The organism is Paenibacillus sp. AK002, from assembly GCF_053903045.1.
Window position 1 is genome coordinate 5171093 of sequence record NZ_CP096377.1, and the last position, 26729, is coordinate 5197821.

Here is a 26729-nt window from a genome sequence, read left to right on the forward strand (position 1 = left end):
GAGGTTCTATATTCATGAGCGTTGATTATAAAGCGTATTTCGCTGAACACCGCGAAACCCATCTGAATGAATTGAAGGAATGGTTGTCCATTCCGAGCATTTCCGCCTTATCCGAGCACAAAGGCGATGTCGCCAAGGCTGCCGAGTGGCTCGCAGGCAAGCTGACCGAAGCGGGACTTGAGCATGTGGAGGTTCACCAGACGGCCGGGCACCCGATTATTACGGCAGACTACCTGCATGCCGAAGGCAAGCCGACCGTGCTCGTCTACGGCCACTATGACGTTCAGCCCGTTGATCCGCTTCATCTGTGGGAAACGCCGCCGTTTGAGCCGGCTGTCCGCAACGGCAAATTGTACGCGCGCGGAGCAACGGACGACAAAGGCCAGCTCTTCCTGCATGTCAAAGCCGTTGAAGCCATTTTGAAGCAAGAGAAGGAGCTTCCGGTCAACATCAAATTCTGCATTGAAGGCGAAGAAGAGGTATCCAGCCCCAACCTGCCGCTCTATCTTGACAACAACAAGGACAAGCTGGCGGCAGATGCCATCGTGATCTCCGATACATCCCTGCTCGCGCCTGGCAAACCGGCCATTTCCACGGGTCTTCGCGGGTTGTGCTCGCTGGAATTGTCCCTGGAAACAGCCAATACCGATCTTCATTCCGGTACATACGGCGGCGGCGTGCCGAACGCCCTGCACGCAATGGTGTCCTTGCTCTCCTCGCTCCATGACGAGCAGGGCCGCGTTGCGGTTGAAGGCTTTTATGACGGCGTACTTGAACTGTCGCCCGAAATGCGCGAGGAATTTGCCAAGCAGCAATTCGACGAGGATAAGCTGAAGCGGGACCTCGGCCTCGATTCCTTGTACGGCGAAGAAGGCTTCTCCTTCGTTGAACGCGTGGGAGCTCGTCCGACCCTTGAGCTGAACGGCGTATACGGCGGGTTCCAGGGAGAAGGCAGCAAAACGGTCATTCCGAAGGAGGCCCATGCCAAAATTACCTGCCGTTTGGTGGCCGATCAGGATCCGCAGGCTGTTCTCGACGCGATCGAGAAGCATCTGCATGCCCACATCCCGGTTGGCGCCAAGATCACCTTCCAGCCGAAGGAAAAGGCATTCGCCTTCAATATCGATCCGTCCCATCCGATGCTGCAAAAAGCTGCAGATGCCTTCGAGAACGTGTATGGCACACGTGCACTGTTCACGAAAGACGGAGGATCGATTCCGATCGTGGAGAAGCTGTCCAGCACGCTGAACGCCCCTGCCGTCATGATGGGCTTCGGCTTGCCGGACGAGAATCTGCATGCGCCGAACGAGCATTTTAATTTGGAGAATTTCGATAAGGGCTTGCTGACGATCGTAGAATATTTGAAGCTGGTATAACGGTGACGCCAACAGTCCGAAAGTAACATAGTAACATCCTAAATAAGAACGCGTATGGCGGGATAATTGAATCCTTTCCAATACGCGTTCTTTTGCTTTTATGAGAGCCACTTGCGATTCATAAGCCGGTTATTGGCGTGGGAGCCACTTGACATTCATAAGCCGGTTATTGGCGTGGGAGCATCGATTTACCGACGGAAAGCGGCCAGGACGTGTTTACACGACTAAACACCTGCAGATCCCCAATCAGACGGTGCCATATTAAATGGTTGCCGGTCCTATGTATGGGGTGGTTTCCCTACCAGCAGGCAGTTCTTCACCACAACATGTGGTTTCCACACCTAACAGGTGTCTTCATCCCATCACATGCGGTTTCCACGGCAAACAAGCGCCGTAATCCCATTCCCATCGGACTACAGATCCGTTATTTACCACAAATCAGGCCATTCTCTAAGTGTTACGGACACCAGTTCCGTTATTTAACCCTTTCGCCGCCAAAAAAAGGACTTTTTATGCAAATAACGGACCTCATGTCCGCAAGTATCAAAGTTTAGCTCTTATCAGAGCAAATAACGTACCCTGTGTCCGGTGAATCCCATTTGACTCGTTTGTCACGTTTGCCACATTTGTCATCGGTTTGCGCAGCCTGTTCGCTTATACGCGTGCCCCTACCGACCATCAAGAGTAATTACACAATGTTTAGCATCGGCCTTTCTCCCATAGACTATGTTTTTGCGCGTATCAGCGTATATGCATGAATAGCGGTGGGGATGTTAATACAAGTGGAAATCGGGTATTAAGAAGATAACTTCTGTACAAAGCATAAGGAGGGAACGTATGAGAGCAGTCACATTTCAAGGCGCCAAAGACATTCAGGTCAAACACGTGGAGGATCCATCCATTCGGACCCAGGATGATATTATCGTCCGCATCACCTCTACAGCCATTTGCGGTTCCGATCTTCATATATACCTAGGGGCTATGCCCACAGCTAAAGATTTCGTGATCGGCCATGAGCCCATGGGGATCGTAGAAGAGGTCGGTGCCAACGTAACCCGCGTGAAAAAAGGCGACCGCGTCGTTCTTCCGTTCAATGTTTCTTGCGGTCACTGCTACTATTGCAATCATGATATGGAGAGTCAATGCGACAATTCCAATGGCAACCCGAATGTCCATGCCGGAGGGTACTTGGGTTACACCGAACGCTACGGAAGCTATCCCGGCGGACAAGCTGAATATTTGCGCGTGCCCTACGGGAACTTTATGCCGTTTGTCATACCGGAGTCGTGCGAGCTGGAGGATGAGGCGCTTCTGTTCTTGTCCGACGTTCTCCCTACCGCCTATTGGAGCGTAGAGAATGCCGGCGTTAAACCGGGCGATACCGTAACGGTGCTCGGCTGCGGGCCGGTTGGCCTGATGACCCAGAAATTCGCCTGGATGAAAGGCGCAAAACGGGTAATCGCCGTGGACCGTCTTCCTTATCGTCTGCAAAAAGCAAAACGGCTGAACAACGTGGAGATCTACAATTTTGAAGACTATGACGATATGGGCAAATACATTCGAGAGATTACCAAAGGCGGCACGGATATCGTGATCGACTGCGTCGGCATGGACGGGAAGAAGTCGACGATGGAAGCCATCGGCCAAAAGCTGAAGCTCCAGGGCGGAACGTTGAGCGCGATTGATATCGCGATCCAGGCCGTGCGCAAATTCGGCACCGTCCAGCTGACCGGCGTATACGGTTCGCTGTACAATATGTTCCCGCTCGGCCATATTTTTGAACGGAACATTACCCTTACCATGGGGCAAGCTCCCGTTATTCATTACATGCCGGAGCTGTTCAAGAAGATCACCGCCGGCGAATTTGATCCGACGGAGATTGTCTCCCACCGGCTTCCCCTGGAACAGGCAAGCGATGCCTATCGGATATTCAGCGATCACGAGGACGAATGCACCAAGGTCATTCTGAAGCCGTAGCGTAATTCCACAGAAAAAGGATAAACCAAGCATTCCCTGTCACATCCTTTATCTTGGATAGGAGATGCTTGGTTTTTTGTGTCCCGGTTCATGGAATTTAGGGAGTTAGCCTAAATTTTCGCCGGGTGCGAGTTAGGCGCTTCGACATAACTTCGCACGTCCAAAGGGGTGAGTAGTCAACGTTAACCACATTCGCCGGGTAGGCTGTCTATTCACTCGCTTTTCTGGGATTCACCCGGATGATTGTCCCGCACGGATCCGATATCCAGTAGCCCCGCGAGTTCTCGTAAACCTCCACCTCATCCCTGCGGTCCACACTGTGCTCTCTCAAATATCGGGCAGCCTCCTCCGGATCCTCCGTGTTGACCTCGAGCCAAACATCCTGCTGCGAATAGTTGAGCATGCAATCCAGCCATAAGGTATTCGAGCCGTGCTGAAAAGCATGCGACCCGTCCTTGAAGCCCAAATATGGCAGCCGTAAAACCTCTTTGTAAAAAAACACGGTCTCCTCATACTTGTGCTTCGGAATTTTAATGGCAATATTATTTCCGCCGACAAACTGAATATCCGCTGATGTCATGAGTGCAAACCTCCATTGGGGATTTTGTGCCATTGTATCATGCAGCAGCTTGGTTAAATTCTTCTGGATTGCTGTTATTCGCGGCGATTTGCCAAAACCTCGGCTTTCGTTATATACCAATTGGGCACATGCGTCCGGAATCCATCATACCCATTCAGTACGGTTTGAGCCTGGTTCATCATAACCTCCACTTCCTGCTCTCCGAACGGGATGGCCCAATGAATGGAGGAAATCTGATTGCTTGCGATATAAAGCGCCATTAATCTGAAAAATGAATCCGGCACCTCTCGTCCTTGGAAATATCCATGAATACGACCCGAAGCGAACCACGGGCTAATCGCGGCATCCCACGTAATCCGGTTAAACTCCTCCCAAGGATCACCGTAGTCCGCCCGGTTGAAATCAATGATGCCGAGTTCCCCTTCAGGCGTAACCACCATGTTGCCGACATGATAATCCCCATGTTGAAAAGCAACGGGACGCTCTTCTAGCAAATACCGGTGCGCCTCCATAAAACGGATGATGTTCTCAGCGCCGGCAAGCCGGATGCCGCAGCTCTCATAATTTTTTATGTATCTATCCATTTTTGAATTATAATATGACGCCCACGTATCCAAACCGCTTTTTGCCGGAATACCGTGCATCCTGTTCAAATATGCGCCTGCCTGAACGCCAAGCCGGTACTGCTCCTCTGAATCCAGCAAAGGAATCGCCTCCCTTGCATCTTCGCCCGGAACCCATGTGAACAGGGAATACACTTGCCGGCCACCATGACAGACGCCAAAATCCATCGGTCGAGACGTGCGCATTTCGATGGGATCCAGCTGTTTTACCGTTTCAAACTCCCATTTCTTCCTCTCGAACTGAGAGATGTCGGATAGCCGGAGGAGCCACTCCTTCCCTTGCATATCCTGAATATAATATTTACGATCTGCCGACCAGCCCTTGTCAACCGCTTGAATGACAATCCATCCATCAGCCCCCGGGATATCACGAATCGCTTCCCGCATGCCCTGCACCTCCTGTATCCAAATTCTTCACGATTCTTGAACTTCATTCATTATAAATGAAGAGGGAAACTTAGACCATTCAGATGAAAATATCAGCCTCCTTTCGGGTCACCCGTGTTGACCTCATGCCAAACATCCTGCTGCGAAATAGTTGAGCATACAATCCCATTTTTTTATTTTGGCTCATAATCACTGACCGTAACTGTCAGGAATGATGTAATATACTCGATTTGCAGCACACATCCTAAACCAAAGCGAGGGTTAACACATGAACATGAGCAAAGCGGATTTTACGACAGAATGGTTAAAAGAGGCGCATATAACGGAACAAGTCATGAACGCTTTAACCGACGATTCGCTTAAAACCGCCATGACGGAGCAGCATCGCACGCTAGGTCAGCTGGCGTGGCATTTGGTTATGTCGATTCAGTACATGACCATGCTCGGTTTGCAATTTGAGGGCCCGTCCCGCGAGCAAAATATTCCCGATTCGGCTGCCGAAATGACCGACAGCTACCGCCGGATCCGGCATGCCCTTCTGGATGCGGTTCAATCGCAGTGGAGCGAGGAGGATCTTCGCGCTACCCGTGAATTCGACGGAGAGCCTTGGACCAATGCGGCATTCCTGCATTTTACCCTGGTTCATCAAGCGCATCACCGCGGACAAATGACGGTGCTGATGAGACAAGCCGGCCTGCGGATTCCCGAGCTCTACGGTCCGACCTACGATTCCTGGATCGACAAGGGCATGGACCCGCTCGTATAAAAAAGATACAATCTACTTAAAAGTAAGCAGTCGGGATCGTCCCTAAGGAAGGAGCGCGTTTTGATGTCCAAAGCGGATAATATGCTGTCGATCCTGTGGATGCTTCGCTCGGGCAAAAAAATGACCGCGCAGCAAATCGCCGATGAGCTGGAAATTCATGTTCGAACGGTGTACCGCTGCATCGATTCGTTATGCGCCAGCGGCGCGCCCATCATCGCCGATTCCGGGCCGAACGGCGGCTTTCGGATCCTCGGGCAGTTTACGGAATCCCCGCTGATGTTTGACGCTGAAGAGCAGAAAGCATTGGTACACGCTTCGATCTTTGCCAAAGAAACCGGCTATCCGTTCACGGACGCGCTGGAGCGGGCGATCGGCAAGCTGAAGCTTTATACGAACGAGGAGCAGCTTCATCAGATCGAACGGCACAGCAGCGGCATCGCGGTTTTGCAGCCTCCAGTCCATGACGGGCTTCGCCCGCTGCTGCAGACGCTGGAGAATGCCGCGGCACAGGGACAAACCCTGAAGATGACGTATTCGAAGGGCCGGGAAGGCGCCGGAACCGTCCGAGAGTTCGATCCCTACGGCATTATCCACTGGAAGGGCCAATGGTATGCTGCGGGCTACTGCCGTCTGCGCCAAGAGATTCGCAATTTTCGCGTAGACCGGATCCTCGATCTGGAGACGACAGCACTGGTCTTTGAGCGGCCCGTTGATTTTTCGGCCAGGGATGTCTTGCTTGGCAGTCTTCTCCCGGATCCAGGCAGCACGGAACCCTTGGTCGATGTTGTCATCCAAGCCCACGAGCATGTTCTGAATGAATTGAGCCAGCATTGGTTGTTTGGGCATACCCTCGTATCGCGTCATGATGGAGAGGCTCGTTTCCGGCTGGACACGTCTTCGCTGACGTCCTATGTGCCCTACTTCCTTCTCCCCTACGGCAAAGCTTTAACCATTCTGGAGCCCGCTTCGCTCGTCCTGAAACTGTCCGAGATCACGACAAGCTTGGCGCTCCATTACGAACGCATGTTAACCGGCATGACCAAAAAGGAAGGATGATACCCATGGAGAAATTTGCAATGTACGGGAAATTGATCGCCCATCCCGGCAAACGGGATGAACTTGCGGAGATCCTGCTTGAAGCAGCCGCGATGCTTCGCGATAACGAAGACTGTGAGCTTTATATCGTCAACGTCTCGGACAGCGATCCGAATGCCGTATGGGTCACGGAATTGTGGAGCAGCCAAGACGCGCATGCCGCTTCCCTGCAGGGAGCGGATACGTCCGAGCTGCTGCAGCGCGGGCGGGCGCTGATTGCCGGCGCAGAGCCGCTCAGGCTTAAGCCGCTTGGGGGCAAAGGGTTTTAGGTAATCCCGGTTAGGAATAAAAGAGGCCGTTCCCGAATCGATATTCAGGAGCAGCCTCTTTTTTGCTATATATTGTTACGATATTCCGAGGGGCTGTAGCCTACCTCTTTCCGAAACGTTTTCGAGAAATAGTTCGCCGATTCAAAGCCGGTGGCATCCGCAATTTCCTTGATGCTTAGAGACGTCGTCCTCAGCATGAGTTTGGCCTGCTCCATTCGTTTGAGGCTTAAATATTTTTGCGGCGTGATTCCGAAATGCCGTTTGAAATACTTAATAAAATAATTCGGGTGCAAATGCAGCGTTCCCGCCATCTGCTCCAGTGTAATTTCCTCATGCAGATGATTTTTGATGTACTGCTGCACTTTGTGGAGCCTGCCCATATCCTCCATTTTGTCCGCATGAATCTGCGGCTGCTGGTGTTCGAACACGCGGGAGAGGATGTCCAGCATCACGGACTTTTCCCTCAATCGCGCGGCGAGGGTATCGGAGCGATGCGCATCGACGAGCTGCTGGAATAATGCAGGCATCTCCGCGTTCCCCGACAAATCGTAGCAATGGGGCACGTTCAGCCAGGAAAACACATCGGAATCGCCCACGGTCGCCGAGAAGTGAGACCAGTATTTAAGATAGGGACGGCCGCTGATGACAGAGTAGGATTGCCGCGTCCGTGCCGGCATCAGAACCAATTGACCCGGTACGGGATACAGCTCCTCATCGCCGATCTTCACCCACCCTTCCCCATCCAGGATAAAATAGAGCTTGTTGTACGACACGGTGTAGTCGAATTCCTTCCATTCCGGCCAGCACTGCGTTCTTTCGGCCTCCCAGATCTGAACCTGCATGTTCAGGAGCATCTGCTGAATGGCTTCATGTTTATTTCGTTCATTCTTCATCTTCAATTATCCTCTAAAGTTATTATAATACCCGTCGGAGTTAAGTAATTATCTATTCATACTAACACATTCTTGTTAAAATCAAACTCGACAATTCCAAGAATCGGAGGTTTGAATCCATGACAACGACTACCACTCCAACCAATCAAGTCATCCATGATCGAAACCAGCGCGTGCAATGGTTCCAGAACGACCGTTTCGGCATGTTCATTCACTGGGGGCTTTACTCCATCCCGGCCCGAGGCGAATGGCTCCGAAGCACGGAACAGATGAGCATCGAGGACTATCAGGCCTATTTCGATGAATTTGATCCCGTTGACTATAATCCTCGGGAGTGGGCCAAAGCGGCCAAGAAAGCAGGCATGAAATATGCGGTGCTGACGGCCAAGCATCATGACGGATTCTGTTTGTTCGACAGCAAGCTGACGGAATATAAGTCAACGAATACCAAAGCCGGCCGGGATCTCGTGCAGGAATTTCTGGAAGCTTTCCGTGAAGAAGGCCTTAAAGTCGGCCTCTATTTCTCGCTGATCGACTGGTATCATGAGGACTACCCGGCTTATGGAGACCGGATTCACCCGATGCGGGCGAACGAAGCCTTCAAGCGCGATCCGAAAAACTTCGACCGATACCTGGATTACATGCATGGGCAGGTGCGTGAGCTGCTCACAGGCTACGGCAAACTCGATATCATGTGGTTTGACTTCTCTTATGATAACATGCGCGGCGAGGTGTGGCGCGCCACCGAACTAATGAAAATGATCCGCGAGCTTCAGCCGCACATTCTTATCGACAATCGGCTGGAGGGAAGCGGCGAGAGCGGCGGCAGCATCTATACCACCGATCCGTCCGTATACAGCGGCGACTTCGCGTCGCCGGAACAGATCATTCCGCCGCACGGGGTTGTGGACCAGACAGGTGCCCCGATTCCATGGGAAGCCTGTATTACGCTGAACAACAACTGGGGTTATGCCGCAGCTGACCGCAATTACAAATCGGCAACCACCATCATCCGCAAGCTGGTGGAATGCGTCAGCAAGAACGGCAACATGCTGTTGAACGTCGGTCCTGACGCGAAAGGCTCCATCCCGAAAGAGAGCCTCGACGTGCTGGAGGAAATCGGCGACTGGATGAGCAAGAACGGAGACAGCATCTATGGCTGCGCGGCTGCCGATTATCCGAAACCGGAGTGGGGTCGTTATACCCAAAAAGGCAATACGCTCTATGCCCACGTCTTTGAGGAGTCTATAGGACCGATCAATCTCATCGGCATGGCCGACAAGGTGAAGAAGGCCCGGCTGCTCGCGGACGGATACGAATTGTTCCTCAGCCGCCCTTGGAGCGCGGCCGAATTCGTCGAAGACGCATTCGTGAACTTCGCGCGTCCTGAACACTTTACCTATCCGCTCCCCGACAAACGCAATACCGTCATTGAACTGGAGCTTTATGACGAATCGGACCGTTCGTAACGATAAGATCCCTTATACATGAACTAATCCCTATAAGAGCCTGACTCGATGTTTTGTTACATCGCGTCAGGCTTTTTTATGTCCGGACGCCTACTCCTCCCATAATCATCACGCAGTTTCAAACGCAAAAAAAACGTATTGCACAATAACTGTTTATGAAATATACTAATTATCAATTAAACTGTTTATATAATACACAATTAATTAAAGGAGATGTTCGGCTCATGAGTAACTATGCTGTTGAAATTCGTCAGCTTCGCAAAAGCTTTGGACACCAGACCGTATTGGACGGGATCGACCTGAGCGTGCCGCGAGGAGACGTATTTGCTCTTCTCGGTCCTAATGGGGCCGGCAAGACAACCTTGATTCACATCCTGTCCACGTTGGTGACGCCCGATGCCGGGAGCGTGAGGATTAATGGGTTCGATCTCCGCGATCACAAGCAGGATGTGCAGCGGTCCATTAGTCTGACCGGCCAATTCGCGGCCGTTGACGAAGTGCTGACCGCCGAAGAAAACCTTAGGATGATATGCAGGCTGTCGGGTCTATCCGCGGCGGAAGCCGGACAGAGAACCGCCGAGCTGCTGGAGCACTTCGATCTGGCGGCTGCAGCGGCCAAGCGAGTGAAGACGTATTCCGGCGGGATGAAGAGACGGCTTGATCTGGCGATCAGCCTTGTCGTGCCGCGGCCCGTGCTGTTCCTCGATGAACCGACCACAGGACTTGATACGCGCAGCCGCCGTGCGCTGTGGGATATCATCCTTCAATTGAAGAGCCAAGGCATCACCATCCTGCTGACCACGCAGTATTTGGAGGAAGCCGACCAGCTCGCGGACCGGATTGCGGTTCTGGATGGGGGACGAATCGTGGCTGAAGGTAGTCCGGCCGAGCTGAAGACCCGGGTCGGTGGTGAAATGCTGGAGCTTCGCGATGCACGTGACGAAGTGATCCATAGGATCCCGACAAGCGGCAGCATCGGCGACGTCGCGCATACGCTTCAGGAGTTCATACGCTTGCTCCCGAATGAGACGCGCGTAAGTCTTCACAGACCCAATATGGATGATGTATTCCTGTCGCTTACCGACAAGGAAATGGAGGGAATTGTATGATAAGAGCAACGGCAACGGCTACAAAAACAAAAACAACGTCCTTAGCAGTTACCCAGTCCGTCTTTATCGGCCGCAGCCTGCGTCACAGCATCCGCAACGCGGAGGCGATGATAACGGCGATGGTGCTGCCGATCATGTTGATGCTGCTGTTCACCTATGTATTTGGCGGTGCCCTCGATCCCAGCGGACAGTATGTTAATTACGTGGTGCCAGGAATCATTCTGTTGTGCGCCGGCTTCGGATCGTCCAGCACGGCCGTCGACGTCTCACAGGATATGACCAATGGCATCATTGACCGCTTCCGCACCATGCCCATTCAAAGCTTAAGTGTCATTACGGGACATGTGGTCGCCAGCCTTGCCCGGAACATGCTTGCGACAGGCGTTGTTATCGCAGTGGCTCTGCTCGTTGGATTCAGGCCATCAGCTGGGCTTATGGATTGGTTACTCGCCATCGGCTTGATCGCGCTCTTCATCTTTGCCTTCACCTGGCTCTACGCCGCTATCGGTCTCGTTGCAGGCAGTCCGGCAGCGGCCAGCAGCTATGGATTCATCCTGCTCTTTCTCCCTTACCTCTCCAGCGCTTTCGTTCCTACCGAGACGATGCCGGCTTGGCTGCAAGGGATCGCGAGCAACCAGCCGATTACGCCGGTCATCGAATCCATTCGCGGATTGCTGACGGGAGGCTCCATCCAGGATCAGATCGGATGGGCGATCGGATGGTGCCTGTTCATCCTGATTGGCTCGATGGTATGGAGCATGTGGACGTTTAAGAGGAAAGCCGGACGACGCTAAATACGGGTGGTTGCTTTACTGAGGGCGGACGAAGGATACTCCATCCGCTTCGGCTGCCGTGTCCTTCCTATTTCAAGTTGGTCATTCCACCAGTTACACCCCGTAACTAACGTTATCGAATGTCTAACCGGAACGATACCAACCAACCGGCACTGAAAAAGTCCGCTTGGGCCGGTTCAATCAGCAAAAAAACGATCCTCATGCGAGGATCGTTTTTTTGCTCGGCTGTTGCTGCCCCTCTTTGGATCGGCCACGACCCGTAACTTGGCCGACATCATGGCTTGTCCGAGGGTTCCTGTTGTTTCTTGGCTTGAAAATATTGCTCGATGCCATCCAAAATGCGTTCTAACCCGAAATCAATGTCATTGCCTATCGGATTCACTTCCTCGCTGTCTTCCGTATAGACCCCCGACATCACTACCGGGTACAGGAACGGAAACCGATCCGGCTTCATAAGCTGTTTCAGCGCTGCCGTATAATCAAGTCCACTAAACTGTTCCGGGGTGGAGCCTGCCTGTATGGCGCGGTCCATATCCCGCTGCATCATGCCGCTTGATCTAGCGTAATTGCTTAACAAGAGTATCAAAGACATCCGCTCATAATCATTCAGCGGGAGATCCTTCATGAACCGCAGACCCCAATCGATAAATCGCAGATTGTTCGGCGTAATGGGAATACCCGTAATTGGAATGTCTCCGAACCACGGGTGATTCCGGAATACCTGCATCGTCAATTTGACGTAGACCCGCATATTCTCGCGCCAGTCAGCAGAATCTTCCGGCGGAATGGGAATATCGCACGCGGCGTTCTGCATCAGCACCAAAAGGTCGTCCTTGCTGGATATGTACCTGTACAGCGACATGGCGGTAAAACCCAAAGTGGACGCAATTCGATTCATGGAGACAGCTGAAAGCCCTTCTTTATCGGCGATGTCGATGGCCGTCTCCACAATCTGCGAAAGGCTCATCTCCCGTTTCGGTCCCCGCTGCGGCGGCTTTACCAATCCCCAGCTAAGAGCCGCCCCTCTGGGCAGTTTAGATCCAATATCCGGATCTATCGTCTCATCGTTAGACATGATCATGTTTCCTTTCTGCATCCTTGCATCTGATATTAAATAATTGTTTATATTATAAACAGTATAACATATCTCATCATCCATAGGTATAGAGGGCGAATCAGAGTCTTTGCAGAGAGCTGCCGGCTTCGCCCCCCCTCGGAAGGAAAGCTGATCTGAATGCTCATCTTCTCCTGCGAGCCATAACTGGTGATCCAGTCGTGATCCATGATCATATCCAGTCCCAACACCTCTTGATAAAATGTATAACAAATCCTTCCAACAAAAAAAGCTGTTGAGATTGAACTCAACAGCTGATTCGTTAGCTCCCTGATGCAGTTGGCCTAATGATGATTTCATTCACATCGACTTCCGGCGGCTGCTCGATGGCATACACAATCGCTTGCGCAATCGATATCGCCGGGATCGATATTCTTCGATACTCCTTCATGACTTGTCTGGCCGTACCATCGGAAATGCCGTCGGCCAGCTCCGACTCCGTTACGCCCGGCGATATTTGCGTAACCCGGATACCGCTGCTGCCGACCTCCTGGCGCAGGCCCTCCGAGATTGCGCGAACGGCATGCTTGGTGGCACAATAAACGGCAGCGGTAGGCGATACCTCATACGCACCGATCGAAGCGATATTGATAAATTGACCAAAGCCCTGCTTCTGCATCACCGGCAGCCCTGCCGCTATGCCGTGCAGGACGCCGCGGACGTTCACGTCGATCATCCGGTTCCATTCGTCCACCTTCAAGGCTTCCAAGGGAGATAGAGGCATGATGCCTGCATTGTTGAGGATGACATCCACCCGCCCGAATCGGCTCACCGCCAAGTCGATGAAGGATTCCATCTGATCCATATGAACGACATTCAGCGATTGGTAAACGGCTGAGCCGCCTTCCCTATTCAATGCAGCAGCCAGCGTCTCCAGCCTGTCCGTTCTTCTCGCCCCGAGCACCACATGTGCGCCATGCTGAGCGAGCAGCCGGGCCGCCGCTTCGCCGATCCCGCTGCTCGCGCCTGTAATGGCCACGACTTTTCCTTTTACGCTAGACATGCAACAACGCTCCTCCTGATCCTAATCCTGTATTTCGAAACCAATTCCGCATGCTTGCCATGACATAACGTTAAATTTCCCGATACAATACCATTCCGGCATGATAGAGAACGCCGTCCCGAAAATCGCCGTCGGCCGTGAACCCGGTATCATCCACATATTCGATGTGATCGCCTTCCATGAAATAGCGGCCTTGATAGGCGCTTTGCCGCAGTCCTCTTGCTTCATCGTAACGCCCGTTCGGGAGCAGCTCGTGGCGGATATATCCGTCCTTCGTAACCCACATGCCTGCATAGGGATGCTTCGACCCATTCGCATCAAGAGCTGTATTCATTCCATCCCCTCCTCTTCGTTCTTATCTAATCCTCTTGAGTTTCATTTATAGCTGCCCGCCTTTAACCATTGAGGATAGTTCTATTATGCGTTCATACCGCATTCATCCGGTAGCCGAATCCACCATGATTCTTGCCTATTCCTGCACGATTGATTAAGATTGAACCATATTCTATCGGAGGAGGAAAACGACCCTGAATGTACAACCATGAAGGAAGCCATCTGCAGAACGAACTTGCAGGATACATAGAAAAATACACGGGCATGGACGGTACATATGGTACGCCGATACCCGCTCTACATTTTATACGGGCATCCAGCGAGACGGAATTGGTCCACACGATTCATGAACCCGCGCTATGCATCGTGGTCCAAGGGCGTAAATTAATCATGCTGGCACAAGAATGCTATGTTTACGACCCGTCCAGCTATCTTGTCGTCTCGCTGCAGCTGCCCATATCCGGCCAAGTTATCCAGGCGGCGCCGGAGCGGCCTTATCTGTGTCTCCGGCTGGACTTTGACAAGCTTCAGATTTTCGAGCTAATCAAATCCGGCCAAGAGACCCCTCCCAAGAAATCCGGCTCCCCAAAAGCCCTGTTTGTCAGCCCGATGAATCAAGCGCTGCTGGATGCCGTCGTCCGCCTCGTGCGCCTTCTGGATACGCCGGAGGATATTCCCGTCCTGGCCCCCCTCTTCACAAAGGAAATTCTTTATCGAATCCTTCAAGCCGAGCAAGGGCAATCCCTGAAGCAGTTTGCCGTCAGCGGCAGTCATGCGCAGCGTATCGCGGCGGCTGCCCAGTTGATCGAGCGTGATTATAATCAGCCCTTGCACATCGCCAAACTGTCCGCGGCCGTCAATATGAGCCCTTCTTCGCTTCATCATCACTTCAAGGAAATCACCGCGATGAGCCCGCTTCAGTATCAAAAGCAAATCCGACTGCAAGAGGCCAGGCGTCTCCTGCTCTCGGAAACCTCCGCGGCGGCCGATGCCGGATTTCAGGTCGGCTATGAGAGCCCCACCCAGTTCAACAGGGAATATGCCCGCATGTTCGGATTGCCTCCGATCCGGGATATCAAACGTCTTCGCGACTCATTGGATTTCGGCACACACGGAACCTGAACCCGATCGGGAAACGAACAGCGAAACGGAAGGAATTCGCCAGTTAAACACAAAAAAAACGGCATTTCTGCCGTTTTTTATGTCGGGCATCAAGCCACCCTGCCTTTTTTTTCGCATGCCTATCCTTTCGTTCCGCCCTGCAGCCCGAAGCCCTTGGACATAAACTGCTGGGATAGAATATACATGATGATCGCCGGGATGGCGTACAGCACCGAGAAGGCCGCCAGGCTGCCGTAGTCGACCATGCCGTACTGACCGAAGAACTGGTACAGCTTCAGGGAAGCCGGGAACTTCTCGGGCGATTGCAGCAAGATATACGGAACGAAAAAATTACCCCAGCTGCCCGAGAACGTAAAGATGGCCACCGTGCATATCCCCGGGACCATCAGCGGCGCCACCACCTTGCGGATCCCCGTAAACACCGAGGCCCCGTCCACCCAGGCGGCTTCCTCCAGATCGCTCGGCACGGAATCCATGAAATTCTTCATCATCCATATCCCGTACGGCATGGACGACGCTACATAGAACAAGATGACGCCAAAAATGTTGTCATACAGCTTTAATCCCAGGAACAGCTGGTAGACAGGGACCATAACGGCCGTAATCGGCAGCGAGGTCATGAACAGAATGGTCAGCATGAAGGGCTTCTTATATTTCATCTGATAACGGGATAACGGGTAAGCCGCTAGCAGCGCCAGCAGGACGACCAATACGGCTTGGCCAAGCGACATCACCAGGCCGATCAGATAAGCGCGCTGGTTCTCGCTGCTGGTAATCACCTCTACGTAATTGGCGCCGGTAATCTTGCTGGGCACTTTGAGGGATTGCATTGCATTCGGATCGACGGAAGCCACAAGCACCCAGAGCAGCGGCAGCACGAAGCAAATGCCGATCCCCGCAAGGATCGCATACGGCAGAATTCGATAGACTAATTTACGTTGTTTGGCATTCATATGATTTCACCCCTGGTTACTCTTTCATCGACCTGATATACAGGAGGCTTAACACAATCCCGATCAACAGCAGCAGCAGCGAAATAGCGGTTCCATAGCCTAATTGATAGTTCACAAACGCCTGATTGTACATAAAGATCGGCAGGGTCGTCGTGGAGTTGCCCGGACCGCCTCCGGTCATCGCATAGATGAGCCCGAACACCCCGAGCGTCTGCAAAGTAACCAGCATCATATTCGTGGTAATGGTGCTTTTGATGTAAGGGATGATGATGCGCGTGAAAATTTTCCACTTCGAGGCTCCATCCACTACCGCCGCTTCCTCGATTTCGTTTGGCACGTCATCCAGCGCGGCTTGAAATACCAGCATCGAGAAGGCCGTGCCGTGCCAAATATTCGCAAGAATGATCGTCAGCATCGGTACGGTAAACAACCAGGTCACTTCCGAAAATCCGAAAAATGTGATAATCGCATTCAGCGTGCCTTCATCCCCGAAGAAGCTGTACAGACAAAGGGCGCACACGATCTCGGGCGTTACCCAGCCCGCAAGCACAATCGTTCCAATCACTCGCCGAAACGTCTTGTTCCTCTGCTTCATCAGCAGCGCAATCAGAAATCCCAGCACCTGCTGCCCGATCACCGCCGAACCGATAAGAAAAACCAGCGTGTTCCAGATACTGATCCGAACCGTGGGATCCTGGAACATCCGGGTATAGTTGTCGAGGCCGATAAATTTGAGCTCCCTCGCCGCTTCCCCGGTCAAGGCCAAATTGGTGAAGGAATAGAAGAATGTTAACAGGATGGGATATATAAAAAACACGAGCATAATCGCGATTGAAGGCAGCAAAAAAAAGAGCCAGGTATACGTTTTTCTTCGTTTCGGGTAAACGTCCACGGACAGACTGCTCATGTGTGGTTCTCCTTCCATACTGATGATCTGAAAAACCGCTTGCCCAAGTCTCCGCGATGACGGGAGCGCTTGAGCAAGCCGGTTTTGCTTATAGCAGGTTATTTCTCCACGATATGATCCGCACCAACAATGCGGGTAACATCCTGCGCATATTTATTCATGGCATCCGCAGGCGACGTTCCCGTTGCTACGGATTCCACCATCGTCTGGATCTGCGTCGACACTTCCGGATACTTCTCCTGTGCCGGTCTGAACTCTGCGTTCTGCAGGTATTCGGTCGCGATTTCGTTAAACGGCATTTTCGTATATTCCGGATCCTTGGCAACATCGGCACGCACCGTAATATTGCCGGAGGACATGACGAGCTTCTGGGTATTTTCCTTGCCGAGCGCAAACTTGATAAATTCCCATGCCTCGTCTTTGTTCTTGGAATTGCTTGGAATCGACAGCGCCCAGCCTCCGGCCAGCGTGATCGAGCCGGGCTCCTGCCCTTGGCTGGTCGGCATCGGCGCAAAGCCGAGCACGTCTTTGTATTCAGGCCATGGCGCCGCGCCTGTTTCCATATAGTTGCCCGTGATCCAGGAACCGTCCAGCGAAATCGCCAGTTTGCCCTGCGGCAGGTATTCGCGGGAAGCCGTGTTGCCTGCCTGGCCGTTCAATACTTTGGAGAGCGGCGGTCCCAGCTTCTCTTTGTTGACCGTTTCCACAAAAGTCAGCGCGTCCAGAATGCCCTGGCTTTTCGTAATCCATTTGCTGCTGGCATCGTCATACAGCCTTTCACCCGTTCCGTAGAGCAGCATCTCGTAGGTTTGCATGGAGGTTGCTTCGCCTGTAGCCTTGCCCATGTTCATCCAGATCGGTACAACGTCAGGCGCCTTCTCCTTGATCGTTCGCGCAGCGTTTAAGACCTCCTCCCAATTCTTAGGCTGCCAATCCTCCGGAAGACCCGCTTGTTTGAAAATATCCTTGTTATACCAAAGGCCCCTGGAATCCGTGTTGTACGGCACGCCATATACCTTGCCATCGCTGGCAGTGACCCCCTTCTTCATCGCTTCGATGAAGGAGCCGTTGCCCCAGTCTTCCCATCCCGCCAATTTATCATCGAGCGGCTCCAAATAGCCGGCGCTGGCATCCGAGTTCAAGATGAAGGTATCTTCCGTCACGATATCGGGCGCCGTATCTTTGGATTTCAGCGCCAGGGCCACCTTGGCAAAATAATCGCCTTCCGATGCCTGAATCGGTGTCGGCTTAATCTCTACGCTTTTGTCAGGGTAACTGGCCGACACTTCCTTAAGCCATTTATAGAACGCTCCGTTCTCGCCGATCCCGTCATCCCGAAACGTAACGGTAATGATTTTCTTGGCCGTCTCTCCGTCCTTTCCCGGCTCCGGATCGCCGGTATCGGCCGGCGTTCCCTTGCCACCGGTACAACCGAATAACAAAGAAACGCTTAATAAAGCCGTCGTTACTAGCCAAATCCCCCTCTTGCCTGACTTCATACGGATCCCTCCTTTTGGCTGAACACATTGAATATATGATCCAAATTTTGGATACGCTTACGAGAGCGTATATTCAACTCTATTTAGTAAATAGCGTATATATGCTAATTACCATATATAGTAAAAACAAGTATACAGATCCCTCTATATCTTCATACCTTCAATTTTAGGTCTTTACTTTTGACGAAAACGCTAATATATTTGTATGTACAAACAATTATAAAGTGGATATATATGGAATCAAATGTCAGAAACACAGCTAAAACTGGAGGTAACCTACCCATGAGTGATCGCTTGATTTTTTTGCTGGCTCTATTTTCAGTGACAGGCTCGGGTCTTATAGCCGGCCTGTTCTTCGCCTTCTCATCCTTCATGATGACCGCTTTATCGCGGATTCCGAACGAACAGGGGATTAACGCCATGCAGTCCATCAATGCAACCATACTCAACCCCACGTTCGGTGCACTGTTTACAGGTACCGCCCTAACCAGTATCGTTCTTGCGGTCCTATCCGTCCTCCGCTGGGGAGAACCGGGATCCGTCTACTTGCTGGCCGCCGGTCTGCTGTATCTGACGGGATTCATCGTAACGATGGCCTTCAATGTCCCGCTCAATGACGCGCTGGCTGCCGTTGATCCTGCGAGCAGCGCAGGAAGCGAGGTCTGGAGTGCCTACCTAAGTAAATGGACGGCCTGGAACCATGTACGGACGGTCACCTCCATAGGGGCCATGATCCTGTTTGTTTTTGCCTTACGGCATATCCCTTAAGACTATTAACCTGAAAACTAGATTCAAAAGCCGCCGTTCAAACTTTCTAACACATAACCCATACCAACTCTACCGATTCTTCATTAGATATACTATCAATCTAGTAAAGGCGGTGGAGATTATGGGGATTTCCACGATAGGTCAGTGGAATCACACATGCCAACTTGACTCTTCAGCCAAGCCGCGTCGTAACATCGGATGGATATCAAGCAATTGGAGCGGATACGCTATCACTGGAAAAAAAGGGGCTTTCAAACGGGTCTCCGCCAAATGGAATGTGCCGTTTGTTCGGCCAAGCCGCGGGGCGTCCTACTCCTCGGCCTGGATCGGCATTGACGGATTCAGCAACAGCAATTTGATACAGACCGGAACGGGTCATGATTGGATAGACGGCAAGGCTTATTATTATGCTTGGTGGGAGATTCTCCCCGCCTCGGTTACGATCATTCCGCTGCCCATTCAGCCGGGTGACCGCATGCATGCCAGCATCATCAAGTGCAGCGGGTCAAACTGGCTGATCTGCCTTCGCAACGTATCCCGGGACTGGACCTTTCGAACATTGCAGCGGTACGGCGGTCCGCAGACCTCGGCGGAATGGATCGTCGAAGCGCCGCAAATCAATGGGGCGCTTGCCACGATGGCACGTTTGTCCCCCGTTGTCTTCTCCTGCTGCCGCGTCAATGGGAAACGCCCCAAACTCACGGTGGATGATGGGGGCATTATGCTTCAGAATTCAACCGTTACCTCCATTCCCTCCAATCCGAACCGGGCGGGAGACGGTTTCGTTGTCAAAGGCGTTCATCAATAAGGGGCCTGGCGCCTTAATGCCCATCAACCAACAACAGCCGCTGCACGCCGGAAATGTCCGGCATGCAGCGGCTGCCCCTTTATCATATTCCGTAAACCGGGTTTCCCTTGAACAGCACGGCATGGCGGCGGGACCGCCTGGCAACGGCTTCCGCGGAGCAGCTGGCTTCCACAATCACCGCATCCGCCGTATCCCCGACGTTTGGCCACGCATAACGGCCGTCCTGGTCTAGCGGCGTCACGCCTCCCGTAATAAACCCTAGGGCCTGTCCGAGCGAACGCTCATCGCTCATATGGAAGCGTTCGGCCAGCGTGCCCGCCTTGTCCAGATTATCCCCTTTGCCGAACGGGGACCAATGGTCCATAATGCTGTCTTGCCCAAGCGAGATGTTCACGCCGCGGCGGTGCAGCTGCGGGATCGGGATGGTTCGGCCAAGCGGTACGGAGGAGGTGATGGAAATACCCAAGTCCGCTAACCGAATCGCCACTTCATCCACCTCGCTTGGTGAGACGTCCGCGAAAGCGAGGGCATGGCTGAGCGTGACTCTTCCGTTCCAACCCGCCTCTTCCGTAAGATCAGCTATCCGTTTAAAGGCATTCAATCCGATCTGGGACGACTCATGCAGGTGCAGGTCTATGCCGGCGTTGGCTTCCACCGCCAGCTCCATCACGGTGTTCAGCGATTTCTCCATATCCTCGTCCACCGTCGTGGGATCCAGCCCGCCTACCAGCGCGGCTCCGTTCCGGAGCGCTTCCCTGACCAGGGATACGGACTGGCTGCGAAGCAAGCCGTGCTGAGGAAAGGCAACGATCTCCACAAATGCTTTTTCCTTATATCCTTCAGCCGCCTGCAAGGTGGCTTCCAAATTTTTCAGACCGACGACGGGATCCACATTGCAGTGGGAGCGGAAGTGGGTAGAACCGTAACGCAGCAGCAGATCCAGCAGTCCCTCCGCTCGCTCCTTGGCGGTGGGAAGAAGCTCGGGAAGCAGCCTCTCTTCCTCCTCGATCCGGCTGAAAATTCCGTGAGCCGGACGAAGCGGTGCCTTCCATGGGCCTCCATAATAGGTTTTGTCCAGGTGGATATGCATATCTCTAAAAGAAGGTAGCATCAGATTCCCCTTCACATCCCATGTTGGCAGCAGCGTATCCGGCAAAGCCTCCTCGGGACGAATCTCAGAAAAAGCCCCATTCTCTATCTTCACATGGAAAAGTCCCGTTTCGGTTCCGGTCACGACATCCTCCTCGTAGCGGTAACCCGTTTCCAGCCGGACATGCAGCAGCCAGTATGCCTTGCTTTGTTCGTTCATATAACCTTCATCCCCTTCTCGCTTATATCCGCCTTCTTTTCGATGCCCCTTAGTTCGCAGCCTCCATTAAGATGCGTTCGATTTCTTGATATCCCCGCTCCCGGGCGTGCTGCAGGGGAGTTACGCCGTTCCCGTCCGGAAGCTCAGGGTCTGCCCCATGATCCAGCAGCAGCTTCACGATACGCTGATAGTTCTCGCTGCCGTCACCGAGAATGACAGCCTCCAGCAGCGCGGTCCAGTTCAAATTATTAATATGGTTCACATCGACGCTGGTCCGGGTCAGGAGCTCCCGCACAATCTCCACATGACCGCGGTCGGAGGCCGGAATGAGAGCCGTACCGCCAAAACGGTTCGTGAGCGTCACATCCGCATCGGCATCAATGGCCAGCCTCAGGATGTCCAGCATGCCTTCAGCGCCGGCATACAAAAACACATTATTCAGTTGATGATCCCGAATATTGATATCGGCGCCAGCCTGGATCAAGGCGTCTACCGTATCGACATGATTGCGGTAGGTTGCCGCCATCACGGCCGTTCTTCCCTGGTCATCCGTCGCATCGATGTTAGCGCCGGATTGAAGAAGCTGTCGCACTTGCTCCGTATTCCCTTGCTCGGCGGATTCAATGAGTTGACGATCCATATCCTTCTTCACCTCGTGTTTCTCCGAATTTGGTTGACAGGCCGACAGGAAAAGGATCAATAGCATAGCTGTTATACGCAGCACCCGATACTCCCCCTCTTTCTATCGTATATATGGGTATGCTACCATGAGACAGAACCATATGAAAAATACTTAAAAAATTGAATTTATGAAGGTTTTTCATATACAAGGAGGTTTGCATAAGCATATGGATATCAGGCAGCTCCGCTATTTTATTGCCATCGTGGAGGAAGGCACCATCTCGCTGGCCGCCAACCGGCTTCATATATCCCAGCCGCCGCTCAGTCAGCAGCTGAAAGCCATGGAGGAAGAACTCGGGTCGGTCTTGGTATATCGAAGAGGAAAGCGGCTGGAGATCACCGAATCGGGGAAAGCGCTGTACAAATACGCGCTCCAAATGACCCAGCTCATGGAAGAGGCTAAAGCCGAAGTGAAAGAGGTCGGGAACGGAGATAAAGGAACGCTGAGCCTTGGTATCAATACCCTGTCTTCGGTAGAGCTGCCGTCATGGCTCCATGAGTTCAGGGTAAAATATCCCCAAGTCTCGTATAAAATCCAGCAAAACGAGTCGTATCAGCTCTGTGAGCTCGTGCGAAACCGGTCGCTCGAAGTAGCGATCGTACGCCTGCCCCTTGAATTGGACGATTTCTCGATCCTTCATCTGCAGACGGAGCCCTTTTACATGCTCACCTCGGAGCCATCCATCGAACAGGAGACGACCCTCCCCTATATCACGCAGCATCCGCTTATTCTGCCAAGCACGGAAGGGCTGGGCGTGTATTATACGATCCAGATGGCTTTCTCGGAGCAGAAGCTGCAGCCGAACATCGTAGCCGAATGCTCCGACATTTCGCTGCTGCTGCGCTTGGTCTCTTCGGGGTTCGGCGTGGCGATCGTTCCCGAGACCCTGATCAAACAGCAGCTGCCCGCAGCGGTGCATGCCTTCAAAATCAAGGACACCCCGGCTGCGGCCTCCACGGCCTTAATCTGGCTGAAGGATCACCATGTCTCCAGAACGGCGCTGAACTTCATTGACCTGTTGGCTAGCACCTTATAGATTTGCGAACCTCATCGGATGTCCAAGCAGCAAAAAGAGGACAGAGCTAATGAAGCTCCGTCCTCGAATAAGTCGCCGTTTATTTCGTGCGATACAACGAGCCTGCGACCCCCTCCCGCTCCTGCTTCTGTCCTTGGGAGTGAAGATACAGCTCTTCGTAATACCCATGGGAATCCAGCAGTTCCTCATGGGTTCCTTGCTCCACGATTCGGCCTCTGCTCATGACCAGGATTCGGTCCGCCCCCATGATGGTGGATAAGCGGTGGGCAATGACAAGGGTCGTCCGCCCCTCGGCAACGAGCTGCAGCGCATTCTGGATGAGCTGCTCCGTGTGCGAATCCAGGTTGGCGGTCGCTTCGTCCAGAATGAGAATTTTGGGCTGGAACACGATGATTCGCGCGAAGGAGATCAGCTGCCGCTCGCCGGCGGACAAGCCGCTGCCCCGCTCCGACAGCCGGGTGTCATATCCTTCCTTCATCCTCCTGATGATTGAATCCGCACCGATAAAGCGGCAAGCCTCGATCACCCGCTCCCTGGATATGTCCTCATCGAACAGCCGCACATTGTCCAGCACCGTTCCGGAGTAGAGATAGGGCTCCTGCTGCACAAGGCCCACGATCCGATGCAGATCGGACTGTGCCAGCTCTCGGATGTCGATCCCGTCAATCCGAATGCTCCCTTCGTTCACGTCGTAGAAACGGCACAGCAGGCTAATGAGCGAGCTTTTTCCCGCGCCGGTGGTTCCGACGATCCCGATCATTTCCCCGGGTTGGATATGAAGATCCAAATCCTGAATGACCGGAGCCCCGCCTTCGTAACCGAACGTGACCCGGTCAAAGTCGACGCGGCCCTGAACCTTCGCCTTCTCCATTGCCGCCGGCTTGCGTAGATCCGTAACCTCAGGCTGAATCGCGAGCAGGCTCCATATCCGGTTAATCGCCACCGTCGCCGATTGCAGCGTATTCCACTGCTGGGTGATCGTATTGATCGGCTGGAAGAATAAACGGATATACGTAATAAAAGCATACAGCACGCCGAACTCCAGCGTCGTCCCCAGAACGGCTTGCCCGCCGAGCCACGTCACGAACGCAATCGCCAGGTTGTTCAATATTTCGTAGGAGCGGTTAAACAGCACATTGGTCCGGATCTCCCGGATGTTGGCTTTGAAATAAGAGTCATTCCGCTCCTCGAACTGCTTCTCCTGCTCCTTCTGCTGATGGAACACTTGGATCAGGTTCATGCCTGAGAGATTCTCCGCCACGAAAGCCACCAGTCGGGATAACCGCGTTCTCGCCATCTGGTAGGTGTGGCGCATATACCGCCGGAACGCAATCGCGATCCCTGCAATGATCGGCAGCAGGATGAGGCAGTATAAGGTCAGCGTGACGTCCAGCTGGAACATCATCACCAGGATGAAGATCAGCGTGAAGCCGTCACGAAACAGGCTGAGCAGCACCTGGTTAAAAAACTGGTTGATCGCTTCGGTATCGCTGGATACATGCGTAATCAAGCTGCCGCTCGGCACCTTGTCGAAATACGACATCGACAGCCTCGAGATATGGGCAAACAGCCGTTTGCGAATGCTCGCCACAATGCTCTGCCCCGCTTTTTGCAGCAAATTATTTTGCAGATAGGTAAACATCATGCTGAGCAGCGATAACGAAAAATAGATGCCGCAGATGATCATCAGGCTCCGGTAATCGTTCTTGCCGACCATCAGATTATCGTCGATCGCGATTTTCATCAGGTACGGCTGCAGCAGCTCTGCCGAGATGGCAATCAAGGTGCAGCCGATAAACCCGGCAAAGGTCAGCCGGTGTTCCTTCATATAACCCGACAAAGCCCGGAACGTGGAAATATACTTTGGCTTGGACTGAGGGGCGTTCAAATCCGCCTTCTGATCCAGCTGCCAATTGTTAATGGCCTGTGCCATGATGCTTCATCCCCTCTTCCTGAATGTCATGCAGCGTCCGGTACAGCCCGTCCGTAGACAGCAGTTCTTCATGCGTACCCCGCTGGACAATCTCTCCCTGATCCAGGACGATGATCTCATCGGCAAACTTCAATGCACTAATCCGGTGGGCAATGATGATCGTGGTCTTCCCCTCCCGGATGTCGCGAATCGTCTCCATGATTTCCGTCTCCGTCACCGCATCGACGGCGCTTACGCTGTCATCCAGAATGAGGACGGGCGCATCCTTGATGATTCCCCGCGCCAGGCTTGTCCGCTGCCGCTGTCCGCCAGAAAGGGTAATGCCGCGCTCCCCTAAGCGGGTCTCGAACTTGTCCGGAAACTCCGCAATGTTGTCATACACCCGTGCCTTTCGTGCCGCTTCCTCAACGACGGTCGGTTTCGTGTCCCTTTTATAGAAGGCAATATTCTCGCGGATGGTCGAGCTGAACAGGAAGCCGTCCTGGGGAACGTAAGCGATTCCTTCGCGGAGGCTTTTTAATGTAAGCTTCCGAATGTCCTCGCCGCCGATCAGCACCTTCCCCGGAGGCGGGTCGTAGGTGCGCAGCAGCAGCTTCATCAGCGTGGTTTTGCCGCTTCCCGTACGGCCGATGATGCCCAGCGTCGCGCCGGGCGGAACGCTCAGCCGAATGCCGCGCAGCACCTGCCTGGAACCTCCCTCATGGCCGTCCAAAGCATCGTAGGAAAAAGATAAATCCCGCACCTCAATGCCTGGATACTCCAGATTCAGCTTCTTGGCGCCAGGCAGTTCCTTAATGTCGGCCTGCTTATCAAGCAGATCGTTCAAGCGGTCAAGCGAGGCCCTCGCTCTCTGGACAACATTAATGACATTCCCGATCTGCTGCAGCGGGTTCATCAGCATGCGAATGTAAAGCGTCAATGCGACAAAGTTACCGACCGAGATGCGTCCCATGATCGTTAAGTAACCGCCGAATGAGAGGGCGATAATAAGGGAGGATGCGCCTAGAAACGGAATGATCGATTGAAAGAGCGACGACACGCGCACCAGCCGCAGCTGCTTGTCCCGAATACTGTCCACCGTCGCCCCGAAGCGCCGTTTCATCGTCTCTTCCACCGCAAACTTCTTCGTGACGCGAATCCCGCCAAACTGCTCCTCCGCCGACTCCGTCATCACGCCGAGCGCTTCCTGAACCTGGAGCGATCTTCTCCTGATGATCGGCCCGAGCCAGACGACGATGATCGGTATCAGCAGCAAAGGAACGATGCTTGCGGCCACCAGATACAGCGGAACATTCGTTATCAGCAGCATGACAATCGTGGAGACCAGCAGGATCGAGGCGTTTGCCGTCTGATTGATCCCCATCGAGATCGCTTCCCTTACCGTCGTCACGTCGTTCATGAAATAACTTAGCAGCTTGCCGACGCCGTTCTTGGAATAAAACCGCTCGCTGAGCCCCGTAAAATGGACAAACAGGCGGCGCCGATTCATAAATTCGAAATAACGTCCCGTGTACATGACCAGAAACTGGCCGATCCCGCCGATGACGGCAAAGCCGACGCCGATACCCAGCAGCGTCCAGCTGTACTGCACAACACCGCCGACCGACAATAAACCATCCTTCAATTCATCCGTGAAATTGCCCAGCACCCTCGGGAAATTCACGTGGATGATATTGGCTACCAAGTGACAACAAATCGACAATACATAAAATGGCCACGTCTTCCTGAAAAAGTCTCCAAGTATTCGATGAGAGTCCAATGTCCCATATCACTTCCTGTCCTGTTATTGGATTATTCAGTCCGTTACGTTCCTCCTTCCATACGTTTGCTGTGATGCTCCCATATTAATAGTTTCTAGATATAAAGGAGTCCTCCTTCCTAAACCGCCTGATGTTTTATTTAAATTTAGACATAACGTCAATCA

Annotated in this window: 25 protein-coding genes; 12 read left to right on the plus strand and 13 right to left on the minus strand. The window is 52.9% G+C overall.

Going from position 1 to position 26729, the window contains the following annotated elements; genetic code table 11:
- Positions 1-14 precede the first annotated feature (14 nt).
- Together M1D70_RS23105 and M1D70_RS23110 are read left to right on the plus strand one after the other, a co-directional pair.
- Positions 15-1376, plus strand: a complete 1362-nt coding sequence (locus tag M1D70_RS23105) for a dipeptidase (RefSeq protein ID WP_456288065.1) — start codon at positions 15-17, stop codon at positions 1374-1376.
- Positions 1377-2213: 837 nt separating this feature from the next.
- Positions 2214-3353 carry a zinc-dependent alcohol dehydrogenase gene (locus M1D70_RS23110; RefSeq protein ID WP_456288066.1) on the plus strand — a complete coding sequence of 380 codons (1140 nt, stop codon included), beginning with the start codon at positions 2214-2216 and terminating at the stop codon, positions 3351-3353.
- A gap of 208 nt (positions 3354-3561) precedes the next feature.
- On the opposite strand, the gene M1D70_RS23115 is transcribed toward M1D70_RS23110, so the two are convergent.
- Both M1D70_RS23115 and M1D70_RS23120 read right to left on the minus strand, forming a co-directional pair.
- Positions 3562-3933: a hypothetical protein gene (locus M1D70_RS23115; protein ID WP_456288067.1), complete on the minus strand. Its 372-nt coding sequence runs from the start codon at positions 3931-3933 to the stop codon at positions 3562-3564.
- A gap of 74 nt (positions 3934-4007) precedes the next feature.
- Positions 4008-4943 (minus strand): aminoglycoside phosphotransferase family protein, encoded by a 936-nt coding sequence (locus tag M1D70_RS23120; RefSeq protein WP_456288068.1) that lies wholly within the window; start codon positions 4941-4943, stop codon positions 4008-4010.
- Between the two features lie 268 nt (positions 4944-5211).
- Between M1D70_RS23120 and M1D70_RS23125 the strand changes: the two genes are divergently transcribed.
- From M1D70_RS23125 to M1D70_RS23135, 3 genes are all read left to right on the plus strand, one after another.
- Complete coding sequence (locus tag M1D70_RS23125) at positions 5212-5709, plus strand: DinB family protein (protein WP_456288069.1); 498 nt, start codon at positions 5212-5214, stop codon at positions 5707-5709.
- Between the two features lie 63 nt (positions 5710-5772).
- On the plus strand, positions 5773-6765 hold the full coding sequence (locus M1D70_RS23130; protein ID WP_456288070.1) for a helix-turn-helix transcriptional regulator: 993 nt from the start codon (positions 5773-5775) through the stop codon (positions 6763-6765).
- A 5-nt stretch (positions 6766-6770) separates the two neighbouring features.
- Entirely contained in the window at positions 6771-7073 is a 303-nt protein-coding gene (locus M1D70_RS23135) for a putative quinol monooxygenase (protein ID WP_009591286.1), read from the plus strand.
- 65 nt (positions 7074-7138) lie between these two features.
- Here the strand turns inward: M1D70_RS23135 and M1D70_RS23140 are convergent, their stop codons facing one another.
- Positions 7139-7966, minus strand: a complete 828-nt coding sequence (locus M1D70_RS23140; protein ID WP_009591282.1) for an AraC family transcriptional regulator — start codon at positions 7964-7966, stop codon at positions 7139-7141.
- 119 nt (positions 7967-8085) lie between these two features.
- Between M1D70_RS23140 and M1D70_RS23145 the strand changes: the two genes are divergently transcribed.
- From M1D70_RS23145 to M1D70_RS23155, 3 genes are all read left to right on the plus strand, one after another.
- Complete coding sequence (locus M1D70_RS23145) at positions 8086-9435, plus strand: alpha-L-fucosidase (RefSeq protein WP_009591280.1); 1350 nt, start codon at positions 8086-8088, stop codon at positions 9433-9435.
- A gap of 224 nt (positions 9436-9659) precedes the next feature.
- Positions 9660-10544 (plus strand): ATP-binding cassette domain-containing protein, encoded by an 885-nt coding sequence (locus M1D70_RS23150; protein ID WP_456288071.1) that lies wholly within the window; start codon positions 9660-9662, stop codon positions 10542-10544.
- A complete protein-coding gene (locus M1D70_RS23155) occupies positions 10541-11338 on the plus strand; it encodes an ABC transporter permease (protein ID WP_009591284.1) in 798 nt (265 codons plus the stop codon). Before M1D70_RS23150 ends, M1D70_RS23155 begins: the two co-directional genes overlap by 4 nt.
- 274 nt (positions 11339-11612) lie before the next feature.
- Here the strand turns inward: M1D70_RS23155 and M1D70_RS23160 are convergent, their stop codons facing one another.
- From M1D70_RS23160 to M1D70_RS23170, 3 genes are all read right to left on the minus strand, one after another.
- On the minus strand, positions 11613-12413 hold the full coding sequence (locus M1D70_RS23160; RefSeq protein ID WP_456290487.1) for a TetR/AcrR family transcriptional regulator: 801 nt from the start codon (positions 12411-12413) through the stop codon (positions 11613-11615).
- Positions 12414-12714: 301 nt separating this feature from the next.
- Positions 12715-13455: an SDR family oxidoreductase gene (locus tag M1D70_RS23165; RefSeq protein ID WP_456288072.1), complete on the minus strand. Its 741-nt coding sequence runs from the start codon at positions 13453-13455 to the stop codon at positions 12715-12717.
- A gap of 70 nt (positions 13456-13525) precedes the next feature.
- A complete protein-coding gene (locus M1D70_RS23170; protein ID WP_009591033.1) occupies positions 13526-13789 on the minus strand; it encodes an Atu4866 domain-containing protein in 264 nt (87 codons plus the stop codon).
- A 197-nt stretch (positions 13790-13986) separates the two neighbouring features.
- Between M1D70_RS23170 and M1D70_RS23175 the strand changes: the two genes are divergently transcribed.
- Positions 13987-14910, plus strand: a complete 924-nt coding sequence (locus tag M1D70_RS23175; RefSeq protein ID WP_456288073.1) for an AraC family transcriptional regulator N-terminal domain-containing protein — start codon at positions 13987-13989, stop codon at positions 14908-14910.
- A 119-nt stretch (positions 14911-15029) separates the two neighbouring features.
- On the opposite strand, the gene M1D70_RS23180 is transcribed toward M1D70_RS23175, so the two are convergent.
- The 3 genes from M1D70_RS23180 to M1D70_RS23190 all read right to left on the minus strand — a co-directional run bounded on the left by M1D70_RS23180 (position 15030) and on the right by M1D70_RS23190 (position 18269).
- Positions 15030-15863 (minus strand): carbohydrate ABC transporter permease, encoded by an 834-nt coding sequence (locus tag M1D70_RS23180; protein ID WP_009591022.1) that lies wholly within the window; start codon positions 15861-15863, stop codon positions 15030-15032.
- Between the two features lie 16 nt (positions 15864-15879).
- Positions 15880-16770 (minus strand): carbohydrate ABC transporter permease, encoded by an 891-nt coding sequence (locus M1D70_RS23185; protein ID WP_009591023.1) that lies wholly within the window; start codon positions 16768-16770, stop codon positions 15880-15882.
- Positions 16771-16868: 98 nt separating this feature from the next.
- Positions 16869-18269 (minus strand): ABC transporter substrate-binding protein, encoded by a 1401-nt coding sequence (locus M1D70_RS23190; protein ID WP_009591030.1) that lies wholly within the window; start codon positions 18267-18269, stop codon positions 16869-16871.
- Positions 18270-18551: 282 nt separating this feature from the next.
- Between M1D70_RS23190 and M1D70_RS23195 the strand changes: the two genes are divergently transcribed.
- Positions 18552-19037, plus strand: a complete 486-nt coding sequence (locus M1D70_RS23195; RefSeq protein ID WP_456288074.1) for an anthrone oxygenase family protein — start codon at positions 18552-18554, stop codon at positions 19035-19037.
- A 121-nt stretch (positions 19038-19158) separates the two neighbouring features.
- The gene (locus M1D70_RS23200; protein WP_456288075.1) at positions 19159-19845 is read left to right on the plus strand and encodes a G1 family glutamic endopeptidase; all 687 of its coding nucleotides are present in this window, start codon (positions 19159-19161) and stop codon (positions 19843-19845) included.
- Positions 19846-19927: 82 nt separating this feature from the next.
- Here M1D70_RS23200 and M1D70_RS23205 read toward each other — a convergent pair whose 3' ends face one another.
- Complete coding sequence (locus M1D70_RS23205) at positions 19928-21154, minus strand: amidohydrolase (protein WP_456288076.1); 1227 nt, start codon at positions 21152-21154, stop codon at positions 19928-19930.
- A gap of 49 nt (positions 21155-21203) precedes the next feature.
- On the minus strand, positions 21204-21860 hold the full coding sequence (locus M1D70_RS23210) for an ankyrin repeat domain-containing protein (protein ID WP_456290488.1): 657 nt from the start codon (positions 21858-21860) through the stop codon (positions 21204-21206).
- A 142-nt stretch (positions 21861-22002) separates the two neighbouring features.
- Between M1D70_RS23210 and M1D70_RS23215 the strand changes: the two genes are divergently transcribed.
- The gene (locus tag M1D70_RS23215; protein ID WP_009590997.1) at positions 22003-22872 is read left to right on the plus strand and encodes a LysR family transcriptional regulator; all 870 of its coding nucleotides are present in this window, start codon (positions 22003-22005) and stop codon (positions 22870-22872) included.
- Between the two features lie 79 nt (positions 22873-22951).
- Here the strand turns inward: M1D70_RS23215 and M1D70_RS23220 are convergent, their stop codons facing one another.
- Complete coding sequence (locus M1D70_RS23220; protein WP_456288077.1) at positions 22952-24805, minus strand: ABC transporter ATP-binding protein; 1854 nt, start codon at positions 24803-24805, stop codon at positions 22952-22954.
- Positions 24789-26564 (minus strand): ABC transporter ATP-binding protein, encoded by a 1776-nt coding sequence (locus M1D70_RS23225; RefSeq protein WP_009591000.1) that lies wholly within the window; start codon positions 26562-26564, stop codon positions 24789-24791. The genes M1D70_RS23220 and M1D70_RS23225 overlap by 17 nt, the downstream gene beginning before the upstream one ends.
- Positions 26565-26729 lie beyond the last annotated feature (165 nt).

Coding starts and splice junctions, on each gene's coding strand:
- M1D70_RS23105 (WP_456288065.1), top strand. CDS start 15: ATGAGCGTTGATTATAAAGCGTATTTCGCTGAACACCGCGAAACCCAT.
- M1D70_RS23110 (WP_456288066.1), top strand. CDS start 2,214: ATGAGAGCAGTCACATTTCAAGGCGCCAAAGACATTCAGGTCAAACAC.
- M1D70_RS23115 (WP_456288067.1), bottom strand. CDS start 3,933: ATGACATCAGCGGATATTCAGTTTGTCGGCGGAAATAATATTGCCATT.
- M1D70_RS23120 (WP_456288068.1), bottom strand. CDS start 4,943: ATGCGGGAAGCGATTCGTGATATCCCGGGGGCTGATGGATGGATTGTC.
- M1D70_RS23125 (WP_456288069.1), top strand. CDS start 5,212: ATGAACATGAGCAAAGCGGATTTTACGACAGAATGGTTAAAAGAGGCG.
- M1D70_RS23130 (WP_456288070.1), top strand. CDS start 5,773: ATGTCCAAAGCGGATAATATGCTGTCGATCCTGTGGATGCTTCGCTCG.
- M1D70_RS23135 (WP_009591286.1), top strand. CDS start 6,771: ATGGAGAAATTTGCAATGTACGGGAAATTGATCGCCCATCCCGGCAAA.
- M1D70_RS23140 (WP_009591282.1), bottom strand. CDS start 7,966: ATGAAGAATGAACGAAATAAACATGAAGCCATTCAGCAGATGCTCCTG.
- M1D70_RS23145 (WP_009591280.1), top strand. CDS start 8,086: ATGACAACGACTACCACTCCAACCAATCAAGTCATCCATGATCGAAAC.
- M1D70_RS23150 (WP_456288071.1), top strand. CDS start 9,660: ATGAGTAACTATGCTGTTGAAATTCGTCAGCTTCGCAAAAGCTTTGGA.
- M1D70_RS23155 (WP_009591284.1), top strand. CDS start 10,541: ATGATAAGAGCAACGGCAACGGCTACAAAAACAAAAACAACGTCCTTA.
- M1D70_RS23160 (WP_456290487.1), bottom strand. CDS start 12,413: ATGTCTAACGATGAGACGATAGATCCGGATATTGGATCTAAACTGCCC.
- M1D70_RS23165 (WP_456288072.1), bottom strand. CDS start 13,455: ATGTCTAGCGTAAAAGGAAAAGTCGTGGCCATTACAGGCGCGAGCAGC.
- M1D70_RS23170 (WP_009591033.1), bottom strand. CDS start 13,789: ATGAATACAGCTCTTGATGCGAATGGGTCGAAGCATCCCTATGCAGGC.
- M1D70_RS23175 (WP_456288073.1), top strand. CDS start 13,987: ATGTACAACCATGAAGGAAGCCATCTGCAGAACGAACTTGCAGGATAC.
- M1D70_RS23180 (WP_009591022.1), bottom strand. CDS start 15,863: ATGAATGCCAAACAACGTAAATTAGTCTATCGAATTCTGCCGTATGCG.
- M1D70_RS23185 (WP_009591023.1), bottom strand. CDS start 16,770: ATGAGCAGTCTGTCCGTGGACGTTTACCCGAAACGAAGAAAAACGTAT.
- M1D70_RS23190 (WP_009591030.1), bottom strand. CDS start 18,269: ATGAAGTCAGGCAAGAGGGGGATTTGGCTAGTAACGACGGCTTTATTA.
- M1D70_RS23195 (WP_456288074.1), top strand. CDS start 18,552: ATGAGTGATCGCTTGATTTTTTTGCTGGCTCTATTTTCAGTGACAGGC.
- M1D70_RS23200 (WP_456288075.1), top strand. CDS start 19,159: ATGGGGATTTCCACGATAGGTCAGTGGAATCACACATGCCAACTTGAC.
- M1D70_RS23205 (WP_456288076.1), bottom strand. CDS start 21,154: ATGAACGAACAAAGCAAGGCATACTGGCTGCTGCATGTCCGGCTGGAA.
- M1D70_RS23210 (WP_456290488.1), bottom strand. CDS start 21,860: ATGCTATTGATCCTTTTCCTGTCGGCCTGTCAACCAAATTCGGAGAAA.
- M1D70_RS23215 (WP_009590997.1), top strand. CDS start 22,003: ATGGATATCAGGCAGCTCCGCTATTTTATTGCCATCGTGGAGGAAGGC.
- M1D70_RS23220 (WP_456288077.1), bottom strand. CDS start 24,805: ATGGCACAGGCCATTAACAATTGGCAGCTGGATCAGAAGGCGGATTTG.